The organism is Agrobacterium vitis, from assembly GCF_013337045.2.
Classification (GTDB): domain Bacteria; phylum Pseudomonadota; class Alphaproteobacteria; order Rhizobiales; family Rhizobiaceae; genus Allorhizobium; species Allorhizobium vitis_B.
In genome coordinates this window covers 109,838-135,967 of sequence record NZ_CP118259.1, presented here as the reverse complement: position 1 = coordinate 135,967, position 26,130 = coordinate 109,838, and the positions used below count along the sequence as shown (strand labels likewise).

General features: G+C 53.6%; 14 protein-coding genes, 1 tRNA gene, 2 pseudogenes and 1 riboswitch. Of the genes and pseudogenes, 8 read left to right on the top strand and 9 right to left on the bottom strand.

Annotation, left to right across the window (positions count from 1 at the left end; translation table 11 throughout):
- Window positions 1-52: 52 nt before the first annotated feature.
- From G6L01_RS00610 to G6L01_RS00585, 6 genes and pseudogenes are all read right to left on the bottom strand, one after another.
- Window positions 53-3,967 (bottom strand): glycosyltransferase, encoded by a 3,915-nt coding sequence (locus G6L01_RS00610; protein WP_081356529.1) that lies wholly within the window; start codon window positions 3,965-3,967, stop codon window positions 53-55.
- Window positions 3,968-4,054: 87 nt separating this feature from the next.
- Window positions 4,055-11,497 carry a glycosyltransferase gene (locus tag G6L01_RS00605; protein WP_071207182.1) on the bottom strand — a complete coding sequence of 2,481 codons (7,443 nt, stop codon included), beginning with the start codon at window positions 11,495-11,497 and terminating at the stop codon, window positions 4,055-4,057.
- 231 nt (window positions 11,498-11,728) lie between these two features.
- Window positions 11,729-12,002, bottom strand: a pseudogene (locus G6L01_RS00600) (integrase core domain-containing protein); the annotation flags it as partial.
- A gap of 1 nt (window position 12,003) precedes the next feature.
- Window positions 12,004-12,195, bottom strand: a pseudogene (locus tag G6L01_RS00595) (transposase); the annotation flags it as partial.
- A 94-nt stretch (window positions 12,196-12,289) separates the two neighbouring features.
- Window positions 12,290-12,363 (bottom strand) — tRNA-Gly (locus G6L01_RS00590).
- Between the two features lie 55 nt (window positions 12,364-12,418).
- A complete protein-coding gene (locus tag G6L01_RS00585; RefSeq protein ID WP_070163643.1) occupies window positions 12,419-13,516 on the bottom strand; it encodes a 2'-deoxycytidine 5'-triphosphate deaminase in 1,098 nt (365 codons plus the stop codon).
- A gap of 131 nt (window positions 13,517-13,647) precedes the next feature.
- Window positions 13,648-13,726: riboswitch (SAM riboswitch) on the top strand.
- A 50-nt stretch (window positions 13,727-13,776) separates the two neighbouring features.
- Here G6L01_RS00585 and G6L01_RS00580 point away from each other — a divergent pair.
- The 5 genes from G6L01_RS00580 to truA all read left to right on the top strand — a co-directional run bounded on the left by G6L01_RS00580 (window position 13,777) and on the right by truA (window position 18,233).
- Window positions 13,777-14,961: an O-succinylhomoserine sulfhydrylase gene (locus tag G6L01_RS00580; protein ID WP_070163644.1), complete on the top strand. Its 1,185-nt coding sequence runs from the start codon at window positions 13,777-13,779 to the stop codon at window positions 14,959-14,961.
- 412 nt (window positions 14,962-15,373) lie between these two features.
- Window positions 15,374-15,766: a Co2+/Mg2+ efflux protein ApaG gene (apaG, locus tag G6L01_RS00575; protein ID WP_070163645.1), complete on the top strand. Its 393-nt coding sequence runs from the start codon at window positions 15,374-15,376 to the stop codon at window positions 15,764-15,766.
- Window positions 15,767-15,852: 86 nt separating this feature from the next.
- Complete coding sequence (gene def, locus G6L01_RS00570) at window positions 15,853-16,371, top strand: peptide deformylase (RefSeq protein ID WP_070163646.1); 519 nt, start codon at window positions 15,853-15,855, stop codon at window positions 16,369-16,371.
- 120 nt (window positions 16,372-16,491) lie between these two features.
- Window positions 16,492-17,454, top strand: coding sequence for a methionyl-tRNA formyltransferase (gene fmt, locus G6L01_RS00565; protein ID WP_070163647.1), 963 nt, complete (start codon window positions 16,492-16,494; stop codon window positions 17,452-17,454).
- Window positions 17,454-18,233 carry a tRNA pseudouridine(38-40) synthase TruA gene (gene truA, locus G6L01_RS00560; protein WP_070163648.1) on the top strand — a complete coding sequence of 260 codons (780 nt, stop codon included), beginning with the start codon at window positions 17,454-17,456 and terminating at the stop codon, window positions 18,231-18,233. The genes fmt and truA overlap by 1 nt, the downstream gene beginning before the upstream one ends.
- A 27-nt stretch (window positions 18,234-18,260) precedes the next feature.
- On the opposite strand, the gene G6L01_RS00555 is transcribed toward truA, so the two are convergent.
- A complete protein-coding gene (locus G6L01_RS00555; protein WP_070163649.1) occupies window positions 18,261-18,644 on the bottom strand; it encodes a response regulator in 384 nt (127 codons plus the stop codon).
- Window positions 18,645-18,824: 180 nt separating this feature from the next.
- Window positions 18,825-19,607, bottom strand: a complete 783-nt coding sequence (locus G6L01_RS00550; RefSeq protein WP_070163650.1) for an SDR family oxidoreductase — start codon at window positions 19,605-19,607, stop codon at window positions 18,825-18,827.
- 236 nt (window positions 19,608-19,843) lie between these two features.
- Between G6L01_RS00550 and glgX the strand changes: the two genes are divergently transcribed.
- The gene (glgX, locus tag G6L01_RS00545; protein WP_070163651.1) at window positions 19,844-21,931 is read left to right on the top strand and encodes a glycogen debranching protein GlgX; all 2,088 of its coding nucleotides are present in this window, start codon (window positions 19,844-19,846) and stop codon (window positions 21,929-21,931) included.
- A 102-nt stretch (window positions 21,932-22,033) separates the two neighbouring features.
- Here glgX and G6L01_RS00540 read toward each other — a convergent pair whose 3' ends face one another.
- A complete protein-coding gene (locus G6L01_RS00540; protein WP_234891999.1) occupies window positions 22,034-22,399 on the bottom strand; it encodes a BON domain-containing protein in 366 nt (121 codons plus the stop codon).
- A 223-nt stretch (window positions 22,400-22,622) separates the two neighbouring features.
- Between G6L01_RS00540 and G6L01_RS00535 the strand changes: the two genes are divergently transcribed.
- Window positions 22,623-24,323, top strand: a complete 1,701-nt coding sequence (locus G6L01_RS00535; protein ID WP_070163653.1) for a long-chain fatty acid--CoA ligase — start codon at window positions 22,623-22,625, stop codon at window positions 24,321-24,323.
- A 179-nt stretch (window positions 24,324-24,502) separates the two neighbouring features.
- Window positions 24,503-26,128, top strand: a complete 1,626-nt coding sequence (gene pgi, locus G6L01_RS00530; RefSeq protein ID WP_070163654.1) for a glucose-6-phosphate isomerase — start codon at window positions 24,503-24,505, stop codon at window positions 26,126-26,128.
- Window positions 26,129-26,130 lie beyond the last annotated feature (2 nt).

Below are 26,130 nucleotides of genomic sequence, written 5' to 3'. Positions count from 1 at the left end.
ACTTTCTAATATTCCTCTTCAATTCAGCATTTTATAATGCAATACCCTTGTGTCAAAAATCTGGTCCAGAGCTAATTTCTAGAAATTTTCCGATTTTTGATTTTGAGATATTATAGCCTTCACAGAACGGCACTGGAGCGATGAGACATGTTAGCGAGTTGCATGGAGAGCATGCGACTGTTGGGCTTACCATCAACGCAGGTGCATTATTTTTTTTGAAGAACGGTTTTGAAGCGACATGCCTAGGCTGAGTTGACCCATAGAATGTAACTTGTGAAACGTCGAGAATAGCGGCCATATGCGCGGACCAACTGTCTACACCGAAGACTGCGGCCGCCTTCTTAAAGAGAGCCGCCCAATGGCCGGCGGATAGGTTTTGAGCAATGATACCGTCGGCCTGCGCGCATTTAGCATCGCCCGGTCCACCGATCTGGACGAGTTTAAATCCTTTCTCTTTAACAACTTCGGCCAACTCCTGCAGAATGGTATCAGGTATCGTCTTCAGGCCCCACCCCCCAGAGCGGTGGAGTAAGATAACCTTGTTGCCAAAAGGTGCTAGCAGCTTATCAATGTCTTGTTGTTGCTCGACGCTCGAAACTGGGAGAAGGCTTTCGATTGGCGTATCTGGGGCTAAGCCCACAGACCCCAGCATTGCTTTAACCAAATTGTTATCCATGGCATCCAGACCGCGGAAGGGATGCGAACGAGCAATCATAGGACTGCTATCACCTCTCTTGAGAAGATGCTCATAGGATCGGAGCAAATACAGAGATGTTTCCTGGGCGGAAGGAACTGGAACTGGCAAGCTCTCGACAGGGAAAGGCGGATGGAAATCCTGAACCCAACTCAGCAAGCTTTCGGCAACGTGAAAACGCAGATTTTTACCTGCCTTGTATGCGGTAAAAGCGACCTGCAATCCGATCAACACGTCGCCCCGATGGAATGGGCAAACAAATTCGATACGGCCAGTGTCTGCGATACCATGAGCCTTTTGATTCAACCAAATGTAATCATGCCAATATTGCCAAACATGGACAATATCCAAGAGTCGAGGAGCAGCGAAAACACTGAGCGCTGCTGTTGTCGCGTAAATATCAGCGCCACGCGCCTTCAACTTTCGCCCAACATCCTCCAGTCGCGCTGGCTGCGTTAAAAACAGTGCATCATACAACGCAGATGAAGAGTTGTCGCCCTCTGCGTTCTGTTGCTCCGGAGTCTGTGGGATTAATAGGCTTCGTTGTGCGAAAAGAATGCCACCTGCCATGAGATCCGTTGTCTCTATAGCTGGACGTTTGACGACATCATTCGGCGCAAGTCGATCAGCCAGTTGTAGGCCCTCCAGATCAGAACCTACCGGAGACATCGCGTCGAGACTGGGAGCAATCTGCGACACAGGCATATCGATATAGCCGTCAGTGAAGACACCATCACGTGCTTCATTCTCACGCACGAAAACACGTGGCACGATAACTGCCTGGGGATTGCTTGCTGCCCGATATGACGCAAGCACAGCCGAGAGGAAACTGCTGGAAAGGCTGCAATTCTCGGTCATGATGAGAAGGTAAGGCGTGGCGGTTATGGCTGAAAGCGCAAGATTCACTGTGCGTGATGCATTAAAATCCTGCTCTGTATCTGTGATGAGAATAACAGCTATATTTGGGTGCCTTATTTTAAATCGGGCCAGGCTTCCTTCCTTCACAAATCGCTCTTTTGCACCCGTATTATCAACAACGGCTATATAGGCCGGAGAAAGACCGCTTTGTTCAAAATCGTCGCTGAGTGCGTCGAGAACGGCAAAGGGTTGAGCTGCGGCTATAATGACACTGGTCTGAGCAGCCAATATCGCCAGTTCGCGAACATCGAAGAGATCGACATCTGATGCGGCAGCAAGTTTGCTCTGCGCATCTCTTACAATCTGCTCAACGACATCTGCCTCCTGACGCCAAGGCTTGACGGCGCGAGAAGGAAACGCCAGTCGATAGTCCTCATTGTCAAGGGAAAGGTTAAGGCTGTAGTGCGGATCCTTGTTGAGCAGGGCGCCCCAACGAGCTTGCATGTAACCTCGCTCGATGCGCTGCAGTTCTTTCTGCTCTGGAGTTACATCTGGACCTCGGCTAACGGACTCAAGATGGCGCAGCGGGGCAAATGGCGTATAGACAACTTTGTAACCAGCTTCTCGAACACGCAGGCATAGGTCGACATCATTGTAACTGACGGCAAGATTGGCGCTATCAAAGCCTCCAATTGCCGTGAATAAATCCTTGCGCATAACGAGGGCCGCCGCAGTGACGGCAGAGGTTTCTCGTACCAGCTGAGGATGACCAAAATACCCTATGGAATTGCCAGGGAAGTGGCGGTGACCATGGGCCGCGACACCGTATATACCTAAAGTGACGCCTGCATGCTGAAGCGTGCCATTGCCATAGAGCAAGCGCGTTCCGACCGCACCGACCTTGTCGCGAACCGCCTGGCTCATCATCTCACTCAGCCAACCAGCTTCAATGACCTCGATGTCATTGTTGAGAAAGCAAATATAATCGCCTTTGGCCATCGCTACGGCAGTATTATTCAATCTCGAATAATTGAACGGCCCGTCGTCACGCAAGACCGTGACGCGTGGATCTCTGCCAATCAGTTCGAAATAGGCAAGACTATCATCCTCTGTGCTTCCATTATCAATGATTATCACATCCAAATTGGAATAGTCGGTGCCGTCGAGAACACCACTAACACAATTGCGCACAAGGGAAACTCTGTCACGGGTCGGAATTACAATCGTCACCGAAGGTAACTCCTGCGGCAGAGGCCGCTTGATCCGCCACCAACTCGGGAAGGCTTCAATCGGAAGAACAGTACTGTCGGGCTCTACATCAGCGAAATATTCCTCCATTGCCCGCCGTGCCGTGTCGATTGAACGAGAAGGATTGTTGCTTGAGAAGGTACGGACGCCCTCAAAAATACGCCAGTGGTATAAAACGAAAGGAATATGGCGAATACGCTCAGGTGACGTCAGTTTGAGAAGCCGCAGAGTGAAATCATAGTCTTGGCTTCCTTCGAAGCCAACTCTGAAACCATTTACAGCTTTGACAAGGCTGGTACGGTAGACCCCAAGATGGGCAACCATGTTCTGCGAATAGAACAGCTCCTGATTCCAGTCCGTTTTAAAATGAGGATCGTGTCTGCGGCCTGACGCATCGATCTTATCTTCATCCGTATAGATGATATCGGCCTCAGGGTGACGATTTAGCTCGCAAGCAACCATGTACAGGGCGTGTGCAGGGATCTCGTCGTCATGATCCATGAGGGCCACAAACTCACCAGTCACATGCTCAATTGCAGAGTTGGATGCACGAGAAATGTGACCATTCTCGGAGCGATAAATGACCTTTATGCGTTCATCGCGCGCTGCATACTCTGAAAGAATGGACCGGATTGCCGGATTGGGGGAGCAATCGTCCGCGACACACAACTCCCAATACGGATAGAGTTGATCAACAATCGTATCAAGACAACGACGCAAAAACCGAGGCTCCGGATTGTAAACCGGCATAACTATCGAAATCAGCGGGCGGTACGAAAGCCGCGCAACAGACGAAACAATCAAAGATCGATCCGTGGCAGTCAGAGTATCAAAACGCTCACTCCACAACGCATAATCAACTCCACGATCTCCACCACGTATGCTGCGTAAATTTACTCCTCGGTCCAAAGCCCGACCCAAATATACAATTAATGTCGTAGCCGCAGCTTTTCTTCCGTACTCCTTGTAAGCACGGAGTACATTTTTCCACCAAGGGGCTTCGGTTGCCCTGTTAGCAGCAGACCCGTCTATGGACCGAGCAAGCTCTTTAAGGCCTGCGCCAGCAACTGCAGCCAGACCACTTTGTTTATAAATACGCCGACCATGCCGAATTAAATCTTTTTGGTGTTCAGTTAACAAAGAAATTTCCTTCGGCAATTGCGGCATGACTAGTACCAAGCGTCACTTTCAACGACCCTTGATATAAGGTAAAACTCGTCTTACTACATTATATAGGACGTTACTCTTGATTGTTTAATTGCCGATTTTAGCCACATCTATCTCCTCTAAGAAGCTTCCGATTTTTGATTTTGAGATATTATAGCCTTCACAGAACGGCACTGGAGCGATGAGACATGTTAGCGAGTTGCATGGAGAGCATGCGACTGTTGGGCTTACCATCAACGCAGGTGCATTATTTTTTTTGAAGAACGGTTTTGAAGCGACATGCCTAGGCTGAGTTGACCCATAGAATGTAACTTGTGAAACGTCGAGAATAGCGGCCATATGCGCGGACCAACTGTCTACACCGAAGACTGCGGCCGCCTTCTTAAAGAGAGCCGCCCAATGGCCGGCGGATAGGTTTTGAGCAATGATACCGTCGGCCTGCGCGCATTTAGCATCGCCCGGTCCACCGATCTGGACGAGTTTAAATCCTTTCTCTTTAACAACTTCGGCCAACTCCTGCAGAATGGTATCAGGTATCGTCTTCAGGCCCCACCCCCCAGAGCGGTGGAGTAAGATAACCTTGTTGCCAAAAGGTGCTAGCAGCTTATCAATGTCTTGTTGTTGCTCGACGCTCGAAACTGGGAGAAGGCTTTCGATTGGCGTATCTGGGGCTAAGCCCACAGACCCCAGCATTGCTTTAACCAAATTGTTATCCATGGCATCCAGACCGCGGAAGGGATGCGAACGAGCAATCATAGGACTGCTATCACCTCTCTTGAGAAGATGCTCATAGGATCGGAGCAAATACAGAGATGTTTCCTGGGCGGAAGGAACTGGAACTGGCAAGCTCTCGACAGGGAAAGGCGGATGGAAATCCTGAACCCAACTCAGCAAGCTTTCGGCAACGTGAAAACGCAGATTTTTACCTGCCTTGTATGCGGTAAAAGCGACCTGCAATCCGATCAACACGTCGCCCCGATGGAATGGGCAAACAAATTCGATACGGCCAGTGTCTGCGATACCATGAGCCTTTTGATTCAACCAAATGTAATCATGCCAATATTGCCAAACATGGACAATATCCAAGAGTCGAGGAGCAGCGAAAACACTGAGCGCTGCTGTTGTCGCGTAAATATCAGCGCCACGCGCCTTCAACTTTCGCCCAACATCCTCCAGTCGCGCTGGCTGCGTTAAAAACAGTGCATCATACAACGCAGATGAAGAGTTGTCGCCCTCTGCGTTCTGTTGCTCCGGAGTCTGTGGGATTAATAGGCTTCGTTGTGCGAAAAGAATGCCACCTGCCATGAGATCCGTTGTCTCTATAGCTGGACGTTTGACGACATCATTCGGCGCAAGTCGATCAGCCAGTTGTAGGCCCTCCAGATCAGAACCTACCGGAGACATCGCGTCGAGACTGGGAGCAATCTGCGACACAGGCATATCGATATAGCCGTCAGTGAAGACACCATCACGTGCTTCATTCTCACGCACGAAAACACGTGGCACGATAACTGCCTGGGGATTGCTTGCTGCCCGATATGACGCAAGCACAGCCGAGAGGAAACTGCTGGAAAGGCTGCAATTCTCGGTCATGATGAGAAGGTAAGGCGTGGCGGTTATGGCTGAAAGCGCAAGATTCACTGTGCGTGATGCATTAAAATCCTGCTCTGTATCTGTGATGAGAATAACAGCTATATTTGGGTGCCTTATTTTAAATCGGGCCAGGCTTCCTTCCTTCACAAATCGCTCTTTTGCACCCGTATTATCAACAACGGCTATATAGGCCGGAGAAAGACCGCTTTGTTCAAAATCGTCGCTGAGTGCGTCGAGAACGGCAAAGGGTTGAGCTGCGGCTATAATGACACTGGTCTGAGCAGCCAATATCGCCAGTTCGCGAACATCGAAGAGATCGACATCTGATGCGGCAGCAAGTTTGCTCTGCGCATCTCTTACAATCTGCTCAACGACATCTGCCTCCTGACGCCAAGGCTTGACGGCGCGAGAAGGAAACGCCAGTCGATAGTCCTCATTGTCAAGGGAAAGGTTAAGGCTGTAGTGCGGATCCTTGTTGAGCAGGGCGCCCCAACGAGCTTGCATGTAACCTCGCTCGATGCGCTGCAGTTCTTTCTGCTCTGGAGTTACATCTGGACCTCGGCTAACGGACTCAAGATGGCGCAGCGGGGCAAATGGCGTATAGACAACTTTGTAACCAGCTTCTCGAACACGCAGGCATAGGTCGACATCATTGTAACTGACGGCAAGATTGGCGCTATCAAAGCCTCCAATTGCCGTGAATAAATCCTTGCGCATAACGAGGGCCGCCGCAGTGACGGCAGAGGTTTCTCGTACCAGCTGAGGATGACCAAAATACCCTATGGAATTGCCAGGGAAGTGGCGGTGACCATGGGCCGCGACACCGTATATACCTAAAGTGACGCCTGCATGCTGAAGCGTGCCATTGCCATAGAGCAAGCGCGTTCCGACCGCACCGACCTTGTCGCGAACCGCCTGGCTCATCATCTCACTCAGCCAACCAGCTTCAATGACCTCGATGTCATTGTTGAGAAAGCAAATATAATCGCCTTTGGCCATCGCTACGGCAGTATTATTCAATCTCGAATAATTGAACGGCCCGTCGTCACGCAAGACCGTGACGCGTGGATCTCTGCCAATCAGTTCGAAATAGGCAAGACTATCATCCTCTGTGCTTCCATTATCAATGATTATCACATCCAAATTGGAATAGTCGGTGCCGTCGAGAACACCACTAACACAATTGCGCACAAGGGAAACTCTGTCACGGGTCGGAATTACAATCGTCACCGAAGGTAACTCCTGCGGCAGAGGCCGCTTGATCCGCCACCAACTCGGGAAGGCTTCAATCGGAAGAACAGTACTGTCGGGCTCTACATCAGCGAAATATTCCTCCATTGCCCGCCGTGCCGTGTCGATTGAACGAGAAGGATTGTTGCTTGAGAAGGTACGGACGCCCTCAAAAATACGCCAGTGGTATAAAACGAAAGGAATATGGCGAATACGCTCAGGTGACGTCAGTTTGAGAAGCCGCAGAGTGAAATCATAGTCTTGGCTTCCTTCGAAGCCAACTCTGAAACCATTTACAGCTTTGACAAGGCTGGTACGGTAGACCCCAAGATGGGCAACCATGTTCTGCGAATAGAACAGCTCCTGATTCCAGTCCGTTTTAAAATGAGGATCGTGTCTGCGGCCTGACGCATCGATCTTATCTTCATCCGTATAGATGATATCGGCCTCAGGGTGACGATTTAGCTCGCAAGCAACCATGTACAGGGCGTGTGCAGGGATCTCGTCGTCATGATCCATGAGGGCCACAAACTCACCAGTCACATGCTCAATTGCAGAGTTGGATGCACGAGAAATGTGACCATTCTCGGAGCGATAAATGACCTTTATGCGTTCATCGCGCGCTGCATACTCTGAAAGAATGGACCGGATTGCCGGATTGGGGGAGCAATCGTCCGCGACACACAACTCCCAATACGGATAGAGTTGATCAACAATCGTATCAAGACAACGACGCAAAAACCGAGGCTCCGGATTGTAAACCGGCATAACTATCGAAATCAGCGGGCGGTACGAAAGCCGCGCAACAGACGAAACAATCAAAGATCGATCCGTGGCAGTCAGAGTATCAAAACGCTCACTCCACAACGCATAATCAACTCCACGATCTCCACCACGTATGCGATACACATCGGCGCCAGCGATATCGACAACTGGTACGAAACTCAGTCTGTTAACAGAAAACCTCACATTTTCCGCATCAGTAGGATCAAAACGGATAGCCGTTATCTGGTCTGGCATCCGGATTAATTGCTCCACAACCATAGTACCATCAATAGGTGCCAGTGGGATGGTATGGATGTTTTCCCCTTGCCATATGTACAAATATGGTCGCGCTACGACACCTTGGACACTCATGTCGATAGATACAAGAGTCCAGCCCGAAGGCACCCCCTTGTCAAGCGACACAGAAAACTGAGGATCGCTTCCTGTCGTCCAATAACCGTCTGATATTTTTTCCAAATGTTGAAGAGGCACTAATTCAACATGCTGCTCCAATATTGAATTGTCGGCAACACCGTTTCTTGCGATTTGGTAACTGTCGCTTTCATCTATGTCATTTGTCAAAGTTATCTTCGGCAATGACATCGTGATACCGGACATGTCAGCAGGATCAAAGCGCAAAGATGTCGTGTTTTTGGGCAATATAATTAAATATTCATATTGCCGATTAGCTTCGAGATGATCGAAATAGTATTCAACTGGTTTGTCCGCAGCACCGGACCAAGCATAAAGCGATGAGTTTAAAACCCTGTCGCTGCTTCCGGTTTCGATTGTAATTTTTAACAAGCCCTCAATCTTGTGCAACTCTGCGATTTCTAAAATGCATTGCGGATCGTCATTAATGGTCTCAAATATCGTCTCGTCTATCCGGTTCAAACCCGTGCTTGGCTTTGGTTGAAAATCAATAGAAAAAGGTCGCAATCCAAGCTGAGACTTGGAATCCGCTATATTGTGCTCATCATTAGCCTCATCAATTTTGCTCGTCAGAGGCAGAAAAACTGCGGAACTACGCTGAAATTCACGCCACGAAATCTTACCGAGCCTAAATTCGATACCGCTATGAAACGTTGGATCAAGCCGCATCTGGCTTATATTATTCGGAAGGTACACCAACACAGCCGACCGGCCATCACATATCGACAGCGGCACGGGAACTTCAACAATCTCGCCCTCAGTCCAAATATAAAGTATCGGATCGATTTGGCGGTTCACTCCAGAAATTTCCAAATCAAGCCAAACCCATCCAGACGGAAGTTCCGATTTGTGACCAAGGTCAAATTGCGGATCTATATCTGTACTAATCCAAAAACTGTCTCTGACGGACTGCAGGTCGTTTTTCGGAGTGGCCGTTAAGATGCGCTCTGATTGAGGACGAGCTACGTCCTGCTGAATTGGATTTCCGTCACCCATAAAGCAGTAGCTAGGGGGGGCGAGCTTAAAGAAACGCCCTTCCAACGACGGGCCTGAAAGCCAGCCCATTCTTCCAATTAAAAATTTGGCTCCGACAGAGGCATCCGGGTCAAAACGAATTCCCGTTATATGGTCAGGAAGGGGAATAAGAATATCCAGGTTTACGTCCCCTCTCATTATGGGCAACGTAAATGCCGACACCTCTTCACCATTTTTCCCATGCCAAACGTAGACAACAGGACGTATTTCCTTAGACATCACCTGAATAGAAAAAGAAAAAAGCGTGGGTCCGGATGGTAAAATTCGATGATCGGGATCAAAAATCAGTTGAGGATCATCAGATACACTCGTAAATACGCCGTCATCGTCCCGAACAATGCCCGCCTTTATATAAGGTTTGAAACCGAAATTCTGGTGCTTGACGTCAAGCGCTCGCCGCCGCGCCAAGGGAAGTTCCGGTGCTATTGCGCAAGCCTGGAGATAAAAGGTCGAAGCTGCCAGCAGCCCTCTATTTCTCGCGACCGCATCACCGTGGCGAATAAGCGCCTCAACGTCTTTTGAATATAAAAGGGCAAGTTCGCTATAATACTTCGCGGCAATTTTGTTGCGCCCACTTCTCTCTGCTTTTTTTGCAAGTTGCGTTATGACAAACGGACGAATCCCCTTCGGAGCTTCCTTCATATTAAAGTGCGATGACGGCTGATCTGACTTTAATACGATATCTGCCTTTCCAACCAGATCAATATCCTCATCATCCAATTGTTTCTCAATTGCTGGAGAAGCAGGATTGAGGGCAAAGGCCTGCATAGCCATGATCTTGGCTTCTTCGAGATTTCCGAGAGCCTTAAGCGTACCAGACAGACCACTAAGGGCGGACGCGCTGGCAGGGGCCAGGAAAACCGCACGATTCCAGGCTCCAAGTGCCGCTTGATACCGTGCATTTCGGTGGAGCGCTCGCGCGTATTCTTCCCAGCGTTCAGACGCATCTGGCTTTACAATGACCCCAATACGGCAATTATTTTCTAAAGTGAGAGCGCTTCCAGAATTTTGCGGGACATTTAACAACCTAGCGGTCATCTCCACAAGCCTGGCATCTCCAGGTGCGCCCGCCGCCATACAGTCAAAAAGAGCAATGTCAGGCTCACGCCGTTTCAAGGCGTGAAATTCCACTTGAAGTTTGTCGTAATCGACTGCTAGCTTAGAGAGGCTTTCGCGCTCAATATGCAGACAGCACTCCAACTCGGCAAGCTGTTTTTTATAACTATCCTCCTGTTTTTGCTGTTCTTGATGGAGGTTCTCACTCGTAATTCTATATTTTTCCTCCAACTGTTCTATGCTATTTTGGAAAAAACCTATTTCAGTAACGATTTTTTCGAGTTCCGCTTTTTCAGAAATTATGTCGTCTCTTTGCTGGCTCGCCATTTGCAAGGAATTTTTTAGATACTGAACCTGCTCTTCTAACTCCCGCAAATATAGACTTAATTTTTCAGCATCTTGACGTTGCTCAGCAACCGTCGCCTCAATTGCGGGAACAACATTCTGTAATTGATGACTCAATTCACTTTCGACGCGCTTTAAATTGTTGGTCAGGTTGGCATTTTCGACCTTACTTGCTTCAAGCCTCCCTGCAATAGTCTCAATGTCCCCACGCCACCGCGCCTCTGAACCAAGACTTTCGGCAAGTGCCGTTTTGGTCTCCGCCAATTCCTCTCTCACATCCACACATGCATTTAACGCCCGATCGATTTCACTAGTCGAAACGAATACGCTTTCTTCAATGTCAAGGAGATTGATGGGATCGTCCGATGCAAGCGCAATGAGATATTTCGCTCTCGCCAAGCCCTTTGATCGTTCAAAAGCATTGCCCGGGCGCTGTTCATAGGTGTAAAAAGTGCGTCCAGCGCCTGCTAGAGCGACTTCATCTAGAGCTACAATTGACCCTATCAAAGTACGCTGTCCCAACAGCGCCAAATGGGCAAATGACCCTGATACAAGGTCAACGAATTCAGTACGCGACATTTCGTGTACGTGATAAGGGTTTGCTGGCTCGCCTTCAGGTGAGTAAACAGCCTGATCCGGCGTCGAGACTATCAATAAACCTCCCGGCTTTAGGACCCTCTTGATCTCATCGATAAAACGCTGATGGCCGGTAAAATGTTCTATAGTCTCAAAAGAGACAACAACATCTACCGAGTGATCGTCAACAGGGATATCCAGGGCGCTACCGCATTTATAGACAAGATTCTCCCGAGCGTATTCACGATTCGCATAATCAACCGCTTCAGAGGAAATATCGACACCAGTCACTCGCTCCGCAACCTGAGCTAGGATCGCGGAACAATACCCCTCGCCGGACGCTATATCTAATACGGCTTTACCCTTGCAAAAGCTCCTGGCGATAACCGTGCGGTGCAGATGCTCAATTGCCGTCTGCCCCGTGACAGCCGAAGTGAACCTTTCCCCTGTGAAGTCCAGGTTGCCCTTAGGAAATTCACGTTTAAATAATTCACCCATGCTGCGATCACTCTTTTTAGGACTGCTGGTTTGAAGAAAAAAGCTTACTATCAAGCGTATGCCTTTAAACCAGAAAGGTCAGGAGGGGTCAATTTGAGTTGGCCCATAGAGTGATCCGCCACTGCGAATTCCGTTAGAATGAATTAAAGTCCGGCCTATTATGCTCTGGGACCAAACCTTGGACCGCCGGGAATTAGAGTTTTCCGGCTCCGATCACGGTGACGGGCTGGTTTAGCCACCGGGATTTTGCAGGGCAAAGGGGAGGTTATATCCGATCGCCGAATGAGGACGTTCCTCGTTGTAGTATCGACGCCAAGTCTCCAACTTTTCGCGGGAATCCGCAAGTGTCAAGAACCAGTGGGCGTTCAGGCATTCCGAACGCAGCTTGCTGTTGAACGCTTCGATGAAGCCGTTATCGGCCGGCTTGCCAGGTCGCGAGAAGTCCAGGGTGACATTGTTGGCATAGGCCCACAGATCGAGGTCATCGAGAGATGAACTCACTGCCATGACTTCTCATCTTCCAAAGCTTTGAGCCGTCGCATTTCGTCCGGCAACAGGCCTGCATACTTCTTGCGCCAATTGAAATACGTAGCCTGGCTGATCCCCGCCTTCCGGCAGATCTCGGCTACCGGCACACCACCCTCGCCCTGCTTCAAAATGAACACCTTCTGGGCGTCCGAAAACTTCGATGCCTTCATACTTCCGCTCCTTTTCCCAGCCGGGAAATTACCGCGGAAAACTCCAGTTATGAACGGTCCAGTTTTTGGGGATCAGAGCATTCAAAAAGCTTGCTGGAGCGGGTGAAGGGAATCGAACCCTCGTATTCAGCTTGGGAAGCTGCTGCTCTACCATTGAGCTACACCCGCCTGATGCCCGAGAGTTCCTACACTTGGGCGTTGATGTCAAGCATGAAAGCGCAGGTCAGGCTGCGCGAAAATGCTTGGAGAGCTTCAGTCCCTGGGCCTGGTAATTGGAGCCGAGGCCTGTGCCGTAGAGGCCTTGGGGATGCTCGAGCATATGTTCATAGACTAGGCGGCCGATGATCTGGCCGTGCTCGAGAATATACGGTACTTCGTGGCTGCGCACTTCCAGCACAGCGCGGCTGCCGGTGCCGCCGGCCCCGGCATGGCCGAAGCCCGGATCGAAAAAACCGGCGTAATGAACGCGGAATTCCCCAACCAGCGGGTCATATGGGGTCATTTCCGCCGCATAGAGTGGCGGGACATGGACGGCCTCGCGTGAGACGAGAATGTAGAATTCGTCGGGATCGAGGATCAATTCGTCACGGCCACGGCTGTAGAGTGGTTCCCAGAAGTCCAGCACATCATGGGCAGCCTTGCGGTCAACGTCGATCACCGCCGTATGGTGCTTGCCGCGATAGCCGACCAGCCCATCCGGTCCCGTCCCCTTCAGATCGATGGACAGCGCGATGCCGCCGCCCGAGACATTGGGCGTCTCGCTGGCCACCAGCGTCTCGGCCTTGTGCAGATCCAGAAGTTCGCTATCGCTCAGAAGCGCATGGCCGATGCGGAAGCGGATCTGCGACAGGCGAGAGCCACGCCGCACGATGATCGGAAACGTCCGCGGGCTGATTTCCAGATAAAGCTGGCCCTTATAGCCTGCCGGGATCTTGTCAAATTCCTGGGCGTAATCGACCATCACCCGGGTAAAGATGTCGAGGCGACCGGTCGAGCTTTTCGGATTGGTGGAAGCCGATAGATCCGCCGGGAGATCCAGGCTCTCCATCAGCGGCACGATATAAACACAGCCGGTTTCCAGGACCGCGCCGTGCTCCAGATCGATCTCGTGCAGGGTCAACCGTTGCAGCTTATCCGCCACGGTGCTGTTGGGGCCGGGCATGAAACTGGCACGCACCCTGAGCGCTTTGGAGCCCAACCTCAGATCAAGACTCGCCGGCTGGATCTGGTCGTGATCAAGCATGGTTTCGCTCAAAAGCGAGCCCGAGCCAAACAAGTCGCCGATGGCGCGATCCGCCAATATGCCCGCATTCCGCTTCATTATGTCTTCCTTGCAGCGCCGACGCCGAGCCATGCGCGCGCAACATGCCGCAGCCTGTAAAACCTCGGCATATAGTATATGACAAAACCAAACTCCGGGAATTGACGCAAGCAAAAGAACGGCGTAAGCAAATCTTATCCCGTGGTGATTTGGCCGGTCGGCTTGCAGCCACGTTAAACAATTGGCTAAAAAGATCGGACACGTGCAAACCGGTCCGTATTTCGCGACCGGTTTTTTTGTGTTCGAAAGGCTCATACAGCATGGCAAACAACTGGCGCCCAGCAACCAAACTCGTTCATGGCGGCACGCTGCGTTCACCTTATGGCGAAACATCCGAAGCCATCTATCTTACCCAGGGCTTCGTCTACGACAGCTCGGAAGCGGCAGAAGCCCGCTTCAACGGCGAGACCGAAGGCTATATCTACGCCCGCTATGGCAGCCCGACCAATGACATGTTCGAAAAGCGCATGTGCCTGCTGGAAGGTGCCGAAGATGCCCGCGCCATGGCCTCCGGCATGGCTGCCGTCGCGGCCTCCATTCTCTGCCAGGTTCAGGCTGGCGATCATATTGTCGCCGCCCGCGCCCTGTTCGGCTCCTGCCGCTGGGTGATCGAGACGCTGGCACCCAAATATGGCGTGGATTTCACCCTGGTCGATGGCCGGGACCTGAAGAATTGGGAGGACGCCATCCGCCCGAATACCAAGGTGTTTTTCCTGGAAAGCCCCACCAATCCTACCCTGGAAGTGGTGGACATTGCCGGCGTCGCCAAGCTTGCCAACCAGGTCGGCGCGACCGTTGTGGTTGACAATGTCTTCGCTACCCCGCTCTTTCAAAACCCGCTGGAACTTGGTGCCCATGTCGTTGTCTATTCGGCAACCAAGCATATCGACGGCCAGGGCCGATGCCTGGGCGGTATCGTGCTATCGTCCAAGCAATGGATTGAGGAAAAGCTCCAGGATTACTTCCGCCATACCGGTCCGGCCATGTCCCCCTTCAATGCCTGGACCCTGTTGAAAGGCGTCGAAACCCTGCCGCTGCGCGTCAAGCAGCAGACGGAAAATGCCGGTCGTATCGCCGATTTCCTGGCAGACAACAGCAAAATTGCCCGCGTCATCTATCCAGGCCGCGCCGACCATCCGCAGGCCGACATCGTCGCCAAGCAGATGAAGGGCGGCTCCACGCTGGTTGCTTTCGAAATGAAGGGCGGCAAGGCGGCGGCTTTTGCCCTGCAAAATGCTCTGCAAGTGGTGAAGATCTCCAACAATCTCGGTGATGCCAAGAGCCTGATCACCCACCCGGCCACCACCACCCACAAGAACCTGACGGACGAAGCCCGTGCAACGCTCGGCATGTCCGGCGGCACATTGCGCCTATCCTGCGGCATTGAAGACGCCGAAGACCTGGTAGAGGACTTCGCTCAGGCGCTGGAAGCCGTTTCCGCTTGATGGCCGGAAAGGCTTGAGCCCGTTCTCAAGCCGTAAGATTTCAGGTGGCGTGACGCGCCCCCTGAAGCGCATGAAGATCCAGCAGACATATAAAGTGCAACGGCGTCCTTTATAAATTATACATTTTATGAATACGTTTTATAAAATGCGCGGCGCTGTAGCTCCATCTGAAGCATTCATATCCTTCATGGAGAAACCTGATATAGTAGCAACACTCTTTGCTGAAGCTTGCCGCGACGAGTTTTTAAAACTCTAAAAAAAATTCCATTACCCTTATTTTTTACTGGAAATTAAGTCTGTTAATGGTCTTTATTAACGCAGGATTATTTCACTGCGACCACACTGCCATAAACCATAACCCTATCGGTTTTTGAAAATGTATGCTTACCAAGGCGTCAAGAAGTCAACTTTCATGTATCGCGCGCTGACACGGGATATAGAGGTCACAGTCGAGCCATTTTATCTGGCGGAACAGTCCGACCCGGAAGACAACCGCTATGTCTGGGGCTACAAGGTCGTCATTGTTAATCGGTCGAATGCGGCCGTCCGGCTGATCAATCGTTACTGGCATATTACGGATCAGAATGGCCAAGTCGATGAGGTTAGCGGACCGGGCGTAATCGGCGAACAGCCGCGCCTGGCGCCTGGGGAAAGTTTTGAATATTCTTCAGGCTGTCCCCTGGACACGCCCTCCGGCATCATGTTCGGTCGTTACGAAATGGAAACCGACGATGCCGAAACCTTCGATGTCGCCATTCCCGCCTTTTCGCTGGACACCCCGGATCTGCGTCGCGTCCTGAACTGATCCGCCACCTTCTCCCAGTCACAGGCATGGCTTTTCGCGCATTTTTTTGATTTCCTTGAAAACCGGGATGGTTTATGGGGAGATTCATGACGACAAAGCCGATTATCATTTTGCCTGACCCGCTGCTGCGCGAGGTCTCCCAACCCATTGAGCGGATCGATGCCGACCTTGAGCGGCTGATCGATGACATGCTCGAAACCATGTATGATGCGCCCGGCATCGGCCTCGCCGCCGTTCAGGTGGCCGTACCTCGCCGTCTTCTGGTCATCGATGTCTCGAAGGAAGGTGAAGACAAGCAGCCGCTGGTCTTCATCAACCCGGAAATCATTGGCAGTTCGCAGGCCCGATCCACCTATGAGGAAGGCTGCCTGTCCATTCCCGATTACTATGCAGAGGTAGAGCGCCCGGCAGCCGTCACGGTGAAATCGCTGGATCGCCACGGCAAAGAACAGCTGATCGAGGCCGATGGCCTGCTTGCCACCTGCCTGCAACATGAAATCGACCATCTGAACGGCACGCTGTTCATCGACCATATTTCGCGGCTGAAACGTGAAATGGTAATCAAGAAATTCTCCAAGGCGGCGAAATCAAAAGTAACGGTCTAGAATCTGACGGGTTCGTGCTGAACCCTGCAGATTGCAGGCCCTATCGTCCTGGAGTGTGTTTTTGGGAAAATCCAGTTTCCACGTCCTCCCCGATAACCTCTAGAAGATCGGTCTTGATCCATGGCTCTTCGAATGATTTTCATGGGGACCCCAGATTTTTCGGTGCCGATCCTGAACGCGCTCCATGACGCCGGCCATCAGATTGTTGCGGTCTATAGCCAGCCGCCGCGCCCGGCCGGGCGCCGGGGGCTGGATCTGACCAAATCTCCCATCCATCAGCAGGCCGAAAAGCTCGGACTGCCAGTGCTGACGCCGCTAAATTTCAAGGCGCAGGACGATCGCGATGCCTTCGCCGCCCATCAGGCCGATGTCGCCGTGGTCGTGGCCTATGGCCTGTTGCTGCCAGAAGCCATTCTGAGCGGCACGCGGCTGGGCTGTTATAACGGCCACGCCTCGCTGCTGCCCCGCTGGCGGGGTGCGGCCCCGATCCAGCGCGCCATCATGGCCGGAGATACGCAAACCGGCATGATGGTGATGAAGATGGACAAGGGACTGGACACCGGCCCCGTCGCCCTGACGCGCCGCGTGACCATTACCCCCGACATGACCGCCGGTGAACTGCACGACGCCCTGAGCCAGATCGGCGCCGAGGCGATGGTTGAGGCCATGGCCAAACTGGAGGCGGGCGACCTGCCGCTGACAGCCCAGCCGGAAGATGGCGTCGTTTACGCCACCAAGATCGACAAGGCCGAAACCCGCATCGACTTTTCAAAGCCCGCCACGCAGGTTCACAACGATATTCGCGGCCTGTCGCCTTTTCCAGGCGCCTGGTTCGAGGCGGACATCAACGGCAAGCCGGAACGTATCAAGGTTCTGGCCAGCAAGCTGGCAGAAGGCACCGAAACCGCGGAGGTGCCTGGCACCGTGCTGGACGACGCCCTGACCATCGCCTGTGGCACGGGTGCGGTCCGCCTTGTCCGGCTGCAAAAGGCCGGTGGCAAGCCGCTAGATGCAATTGAATTCTTACGTGGCACGCCCATAGGTTCAGGCACGGTGTTTGCCTCGGCAAAGGCCGGAACCTGATGCCACGTTACAAGCTGATCGTGGAATATGACGGCACACCCTATGTCGGCTGGCAGCGGCAGGACAATGGGCCCTCCGTACAGGGCGCGTTGGAAGCGGCTGTGCTTGGCCTGACCGGGGAAAAAGTTGCGATCCGGGGTGCGGGCCGCACCGATTCCGGCGTTCATGCCAGTGGTCAGGTGGCACATGTCGATCTTTTGCGCCAATGGGTACCCTACAAGCTGCGCAATGCGCTGAACGCGCATCTGGCGCAGGCTGGGCAAGCAATCTCTATTCTGGCTGGCGAAGCCGTTCCTGACGCCTTCGATGCGCGGTTTTCGGCGCTGAAACGGCATTATCTCTATCGGATCATGTCACGCCCGTCCCGGCTGGCGCTGGAGGCCAATCGCGCCTGGTGGGTATCGAAACCGCTGGATCACGAGGCCATGCATGCCGCGGCGCAAATGCTGGTCGGCAATCACGATTTCACCACCTTCCGCTCGGTTCATTGTCAGGCAATCAGCCCGGTGCGCACGCTGGACCGGCTGGATGTCCGCCGCAACGGCGATCTCATCGAGATCCGCGCCTCCGCCCAGAGTTTTCTGCACAACCAGATCAGATCTTTTGCCGGCACCTTGAAAATGGCGGGAGAAGGCAAGATGACGCCGCAGGATGTCCGCGCCGCACTGGAGGCCCGCGACCGCAAGGCCTGCGGCCCGGTGGCGCCGCCACAGGGCCTGTATTTTTTGCAGGTCGACTACCCGACCGATGGCAATTGGCGGCCTTATTCGAAAACCTGACTTATGCTTTTGTTCGGGAAACCGATATTAATAGCTGGTTGCTCTCAGTGCCGACCACGGGCGCTCGCGCACCAATTGGACCATGACATTCACATAATCTGCCGGTTTGGCGATAATCCGGTCTGCGGGGATGCCACAGGCAACGATTTCCTGAAGCGGTGACCCCGAGACGACCCTGTAAGGAATGCCGGAGCGGCAGAGTCTTTCCACCACTGGCGTTATCTTTCCGTCCAACACTTGGAAATCCAGTATGGCGGCGGTGATACGGTTGGCTTCGAGGCAGATAAGCGCATCGCTGACCGTTTCCGTGGTCACCACATTGGCCCCTGTATGAGCAACGCAATCGGCCGCATCCATCGAAATGAATGCATCGTCTTCCACAATCAGGATCGTTTCAGGCTCTGGCTTCATGACATTGTCTCCTTGTCTGAGCCGCTAACGCGCCAAAGCGGTCTTTGTTCAACTTTGGGCCAAAAAGAGTAAGTCATGCTTAACAAATAATTAAAATACGCAAAACTTAACGACAGTTAAAACAATTGCATCATTAAACTCCCCTTTTACTTATTTCGATTAAAATAAACCGGTTGCATTCTATCGGATCAAACTTTGCGCCCCATCGATCCAGACGGGTGTACCACTGATATGGCGGGCTGCATCGGACGCCAGAAAACCAATCAGATCGGCAACGTCCTGGGCTGTGCCCGGCATACCCCGCGTCAGCGGTATAGCCTGATGCGGCGGCGGCTGTGGGATGTCGAGCCGCTCAGTAGAGCGTTTGTTTGTATTGTCATCGATCTCAGTCTCGATGGCGCCTGGGCAAACCGCATTGATGCGAATGCGATCGGCACCCAATTCCACCGCCAATTGCTGCACCATCGCCAATTGTCCAGCCTTGGTGGCGCTATACGCTGTGGCACCAGGAGAGGTGAAGGTGCGCGTGCCGTTAATGGAAGAGACAACGACAATACTGCCGCCGCCGTTGCGGCGCAAATGCGGCACTGTCAGATGCAAAGTCAAATAGGTGCCACGCAGATTGATGGCCATGGTCTGGTCCCATTCCTGCGGCTGCAATTCATCGATTGGCGCCCAGACGCCATTGACCCCGGCATTCGCCACCACGATGTCGAGCCGGCCACCCCATGCGATCAATGTTTCGACCCCTGCCCGCATGGAAGAGCTGTCAGCGACATCTGCGACAAGCACCATAGCCTTGCCACCCAAGTGCTTTATGTCTTCGGCAACCTGTTCCAACTCATGTTTGGTGCGGCCCAGTAACCCGACGGCGCAGCCATCCTGGGCAAGTCTCAGGGCAACTGCTCGCCCAATGCCGGAACCCGCGCCGGTGACCAGCGCCACACGTTTACTGTCATCCATTTTATTCCGATGCATGCAACCCTCTGTGTCGTTGCGCGGCACTTGGCAGCCCATTCACTGACCGCACCGGCACTGACTGCACCGGCAAGCCGACGGGCGTTGCCGAAATGACCAATGGAAATGACGAACAGATAAAGCCGGTAATTGTTCCTGACGCCTTACCGAACACGCCATGGGAACAAAGCCATGGCGAGGGAATTACTGTTGCACCGCAGCGACAAGCCCTGAGAGCGACCATGGATATCAAAACAAGTAACTTCAAAATTCTTCCCGGCGAGTGGCAACGGCTGGGCGCCCGCTACACTGGTGAAGGGGTTAATTTCGCCCTGTTTTCCGCCCATGCCGATCGCGTCGAACTGTGTCTCTATGATCCCAGTGGCTCTATTGAGATCGCCCGGATGGATCTGCCTGACTACACCAATGAGATCTGGCATGGTTTCGTACCGGGGCTGAAGCCCGGCGCGCTCTACGGTTTTCGTGTCCATGGACCGTTCGAGCCGGAGAACGGCCATCGCTTCAATCACAACAAGCTGCTGCTCGACCCCTATGCCCGCGAACTGGTGGGCGATATCCGTTGGTCGCCGGAAGTGTTCGGCTATCATTTCGATGATGCGGACAAGGACCTGTCCTTCAACGATCTCGACAGCGCAGCCTTCATGCCAAAATGCCGGGTCGTCGATCCGAACCAGATCGATTGGGGGAATGATCGCCGTCCTCAGGTCTCCTGGGCCGATACGATTGTTTACGAAACCCATGTCAAAGGCTTCACACAGCTCAATCCGGCCATTCCGCAGGAGCTGCGCGGCACGTTCGAAGGCCTGGGTCACAAGGCGGCGGTCGATTATATCAAGAGCCTTGGCATTACCTCTGTCGAGCTGCTGCCCATCCACGCCTTCCCGGATGACGGCCCGTTGCTGGACAAGGGCCTGAAGAATTACTGGGGCTATAACACCATCGGCTTTTTTGCCCCTGCGCACCGTTATTACGGCGCCAACGGCATCCAGGGCTTCCGCGACATGGTGCGCGCTTTCCATGATGGCGGCATCGAGGTCATTCTCGACGTGGTCTACAATCACACGGCGGAAGGCAATGAGCTTGGCTCGACGCTGTCCTTCAAGGGCATCGACAACTTTTCCTACTATCGCACCCTGCCGGACAATCACCGCTATTACATCAATGATACCGGCACCGGCAACACGGTGAACACCTCCCATCCGCGGGTTCTGCAGATGGTGATGGACTCGCTGCGTTACTGGGCCGATGACATGCATGTCGATGGTTTCCGCTTCGATCTCGGCACCATTCTGGGCCGCGAGCCTGAAGGCTTCGATGAGCGCGGTGGCTTTTTCGACGCGGTTACCCAGGACCCGACCCTTGCCGGCGTCAAGCTGATCGGCGAGCCGTGGGATATTGGTCCAGGTGGTTATCAGGTTGGCGGCTTTCCGCCCGGCTGGGCGGAGTGGAATGACAAATACCGTGACAGTTGCCGCGAGTATTGGCTGAACGGTGACAATTGCGCTCCGGATTTCGCGGCGCGTCTGCTGGGCTCCGGCGATCTCTACGACCAGCGCGGCCGCCGCCCCTGGGCCAGCGTCAATTTCATCACCGCCCATGATGGCTTCACGCTAAATGACCTCGTCTCCTATGATGGCAAGCATAACGAAGACAATGGCGAGGATAATAACGACGGTCACAATGACAATCGCAGCCATAATTATGGCCACGAAGGTCCGACCGATGACGAAGGCACCAATGCGGTGCGCGAGCGCCAGAAGCGCAATTTCCTGGCCACCCTGCTGTTTTCCCATGGCACGCCGATGCTGCTGGCCGGTGACGAATTCGGTCGTTCGCAGATGGGCAATAACAACGGCTATTGCCAGGATAGTGAAATCAGCTGGCTGCATTGGGAAAATCTGCCCGACAGCGCCGATGCCCTGCGTGATTTCACACGGCGGGTGATCGCACTTCGCAAGGAGCAGCCATTGCTGCGGCGGGAGAACTGGCGCGATGGCATGATGATCGATTGGTACAGCGTCAGCGGCGGCCGTCAAACCTCGGAAAACTGGGAAAACAGCAATGCGCTGATCACACGTCTTCACCGCGAAGACCTTCAGGTCGAAGAAGGCATCTGGTCGGATATCATGATGCTGTTCAATCCGCTCGATGAAGATACCATCTTCACCATTCCCAAGGAGAGCGGCGGAGAACGGGTGCTCGAACTAATCACCGGCGATCCGGAGCGTCAGGGTGAGAAGGTCAAGCAAGGCGAAAAATTCAAATTGCTGCCGCGCAGCATGGCGCTTTTGCGGACGATTCAAACCTGATCTGCGATGGCAACTGAAGTGATAAAGGCCCGGGTTTTTCCCGGGCCTTTATTGTTTATGGAGTGGTGCCATACGCCCACGCGCCGCGTGTGGAGGCCCGCGTCAATGGATCGTGCGTTCAACAATTTCCAGATCGACGGAAACCTTGAAAACACCGGGAACTGAAAGAGCGACTTCAATAGCCCGGTCGACTTCGCTCTCGGAATAGACAAGGCCTCGCAAGCAAATTTCATTACCGAGCGCTATCACCTCAATATCAGAGGCATCGATACCGTCGGAACCAGCAAGCTGAGAGGCCACCGCCGTTTCCAGCTCTGCCAGAGGCGGATTTTCCTCAACGATCTCAGGGGCCTCCCCGAAAGTTTTAGCCGGTTTGAAGACCATGACACTTTCCTCCTTGTTTGCGTGAAGTTTCACAAGAGCTAACGCATCACCGACAGGTTGGTTCAATGCGAAACTGGTCGCCATGCAGTTGTCGTTGAAGCTGCCGGTGCGTGAAAATCTTCGATGCCGTGGAACAAAATGATTCCGAATTATTTTCGTTGGGGATTAATTGACGTTTACGTCAAAGTTACTATAACGTTGGACTTGCATTCCTGGAGCTCAAAGCTCCATATTTGGAGTGCGTGGTCGGGCGCACTGTCATCACCTTGAGGAGGGAGGGGCAGGAAGTCGAAAAAGGGAGTGAGGAATGAATACTCTGTCCAGGCCTGAAAGCAATTTTGCGTCGCGCCGCATCTGGCTTGCATCCTATCCTGCCTCGGTGCCTGCGGAACTACCGCCCCTCGATCACGAATCGCTACCCGAACTGTTTGATGAAAACTGCGTGACCTATGCCTCCCGCAAGGCCTTCACCAGCATGGGTCGCTCCATGACCTTCCAGGAACTTGGTGAGCAGGCGACGAAAATTGCCGCCTGGCTGCAAGCGGAAGGGTTCAGCAAAGGCGACCGGATCGCCGTGATGATGCCCAATGTCTTGCAAAACCCGGTTATTGTGTTTGGCATCCTCAAGGCCGGAATGATCGTCGTCAATGTCAATCCGCTCTATACTCCCCGCGAACTGGCGCATCAGCTGAAGGATTCCGGCGCGGTTGCGATTTTCGTGCTCGAGAATTTTGCCCACACGGTACAGGCGGTGATGGACAAGGTGTCCCTACGCCACGTGGTCGTGACCAGCATGGGCGACATGCTTGGCCTCAAGGGCCATCTGGTGAATTTCATCGTTCGCAAGGTGAAGAAGCTCGTGCCGGCCTGGTCGATTGCCAATTCCCGAAGCTTCGCATCGGTGTTGGCCGCAGGTGGAAAAGCCCGATTGCGGCCTGAAACTCTTTCGCGCAACGATATCGCCTTTTTGCAATATACCGGCGGCACGACAGGCGTTTCCAAGGGGGCGGTGCTGACCCATGGCAACCTCATTGCCAATACCATGCAGATGTCGCTGTGGTTGGGGTCAGCTTTCGATACGCGCCCAAGACCGGAAACGCTGACCTTCATCTGCGCTTTGCCGCTCTATCATATCTTTGCGCTGACCGTGAACGCCCTGATGGGCATTGCCAGCGGCGGCCACAATATCCTGATTGCCAATCCACGTGACATTCCAGGCTTTGCCAAGGAGCTGTCCCGGCATGATTTCAATATCATCATCGGTTTGAATACGCTGTTCAACGCGCTGATGAACAATGAGGCCTTCCGTAAGCTGGACTTTTCCCATCTGCAACTGACCTTTGCCGGTGGCATGTCTGTGCAGCGACCAATCGCTGAGCGTTGGCACCAGATTACCGGTTGCCCGATCACCGAGGGCTACGGCCTGTCGGAAACCTCGCCGGTGGCAACCGCCAACCGCATGAACGACAAGGACTTCAGCGGCTGCATTGGCATGCCGATTTCCTCCACCGATGTCGATATTCGTGATGAACAGGGCGAAAGCCTGGCTTTGGGAGAGGTCGGAGAAATCTGCATTCGTGGACCGCAGGTCATGGCAGGTTACTGGCAACGGCCGGAAGAAACGGCCCGGGCCATGACCGAGGATGGGTTTTTCCGCACCGGCGACATGGGCTTCATGGACGCCCGCGGCTATACCAAGATCGTTGACCGCAAGAAGGATATGATCCTGGTCTCCGGTTTCAATGTCTATCCCAACGAGATCGAAGAAGTCGCGGTCATGCATCCCGGCGTGCTGGAGGCAGCGGCGATCGGTGTTCCTGACCCGCATTCCGGTGAAGCCGTCAAACTGTTCGTGGTGCGCAAGGACCCAAGCTTGACGGAGCAGCAGATCAAGGATCATTGCGCCACAAACCTGACCAATTACAAGCGACCCCGCCATGTGGCCTTTCTTGAGGAATTGCCGAAATCCAACGTCGGCAAGATCCTGCGCAAGGATCTGAGACCTTAAAGACTCCGGACAGACAAGGACGAGATGGGGCTTTCCGCCCCCTCGTCAGTCTTCTCTGCCTTGCGGGGGAGAAAGGGCAATCATCCCTCAGTTTTATCGGATTATTTTTCCCCTTAAAACATTCCTGTTTTGGGAATTATGCAGTAGGTTCCCGTCCGTGATTGGATTGGAGTATGCGAATGTACGCTATCGTCGAACAGCTGAAGTCCACCGTCGCGGCCACCGCCGCCACTGATATTCGCAGCGCTTTTGCAAGCGATCCCAAACGTTTCGAGCGGTTTTCCACCCGCTTTGACGATCTGCTGATGGATTACTCCAAATGCGCCGTCAATGACGAGATCATGGCGCTGCTGGAAAAGCTCTGCACGCAAGGTGGCGTGGCTGAAAAGCGCGAAGCGATGTTTAACGGCGAGGCCATCAACTTTACAGAAGGCCGTGCCGTCTTGCATACGGCACTGCGCAACCGGGCCAACACGCCTGTCGTAGTCGATGGCAAGAACGTCATGCCGGATGTCAATGCCGTGCTGCACGCCATGTCGGCGTTTGCGGAAGGCCTGCGCCAAGGCACGATTACCGGCTCGACCGGCCTCCAGATCACCGATGTGGTCAATATCGGCATTGGTGGCTCGGATCTCGGCCCCGCCATGGCAACGCTGGCGCTGGCACCGTTTCACGACGGCCCGCGCCTGCATTTCGTCTCCAATGTCGATGGCGCCCATATCGCCGATACGCTGAAGCTGCTGGAGCCGGAAACGACACTGTTCATCGTCGCCTCCAAGACCTTCACCACCATCGAGACCATGACCAATGCCGCAACGGCACGGGCCTTCATTGCCTCGGCGCTGGGCGAAAATGCCGTTGGCGATCACTTTGCCGCCGTTTCGACGGCGCTCGACAAGGTCGCGGCCTTCGGCATCGGGTCAGATCGGGTGTTCGGCTTCTGGGATTGGGTCGGCGGACGCTATTCCATCTGGTCGGCCATCGGCCTGCCGCTGATGATTGCTGTCGGCGCCGATAATTTCTTAGAATTCCTGGCCGGCGCCCATGCCATGGATATGCATTTCCGCACCGCGCCTTTCCGGGAAAACCTGCCAATGCTGCTGGGCGCTATCGGCTATCACCATCGCAATGTGCTGGATTACCCGACCCGCGCCATCCTGCCCTACGATCAGCGTCTGTCGCGCTTCCCGGCCTATCTCCAGCAGCTCGACATGGAATCGAACGGCAAGGGTGTGACCATTGATGGCAGCCCGGTGAAGGGCAATTCCGGGCCAGTGGTCTGGGGTGAACCCGGCACCAATGGCCAGCACGCCTTCTACCAGCTGATCCATCAGGGAACGAGCGTGATCCCAGCCGAGTTTATGATTGCCGCCAAGGGCTTCGAGCCAGAACTGCGCCATCAGCACGATTTGCTGATTGCCAATTGCCTGGCCCAATCGGCAGCCCTGATGAAGGGCCGCACGCTGGATGAGGCCAAAGGACAGCTGCTGAAATCCGGCATGGACCAGGCCAAGGCCGATCATATCGCCCCGCACCGGGTCTTTACCGGCAACCGCCCATCGATCACCTTTGTCTACGAACAGTTGACCCCTTTCGCGCTCGGTCGCCTGATCGCCCTTTACGAACACCGGGTGTTTGTCGAAGGCGTGCTGTTCGGCATCAATTCCTTCGATCAATGGGGCGTGGAGCTGGGTAAGGAACTGGCAACCGGCCTCTTGCCGGTGGTACAGGGCAAGGCCGGCACCGATGGGCAAGATGCATCCACGGCAGGTCTGGTGGCTGCGTTGAGCCATCTGGATCGATAATC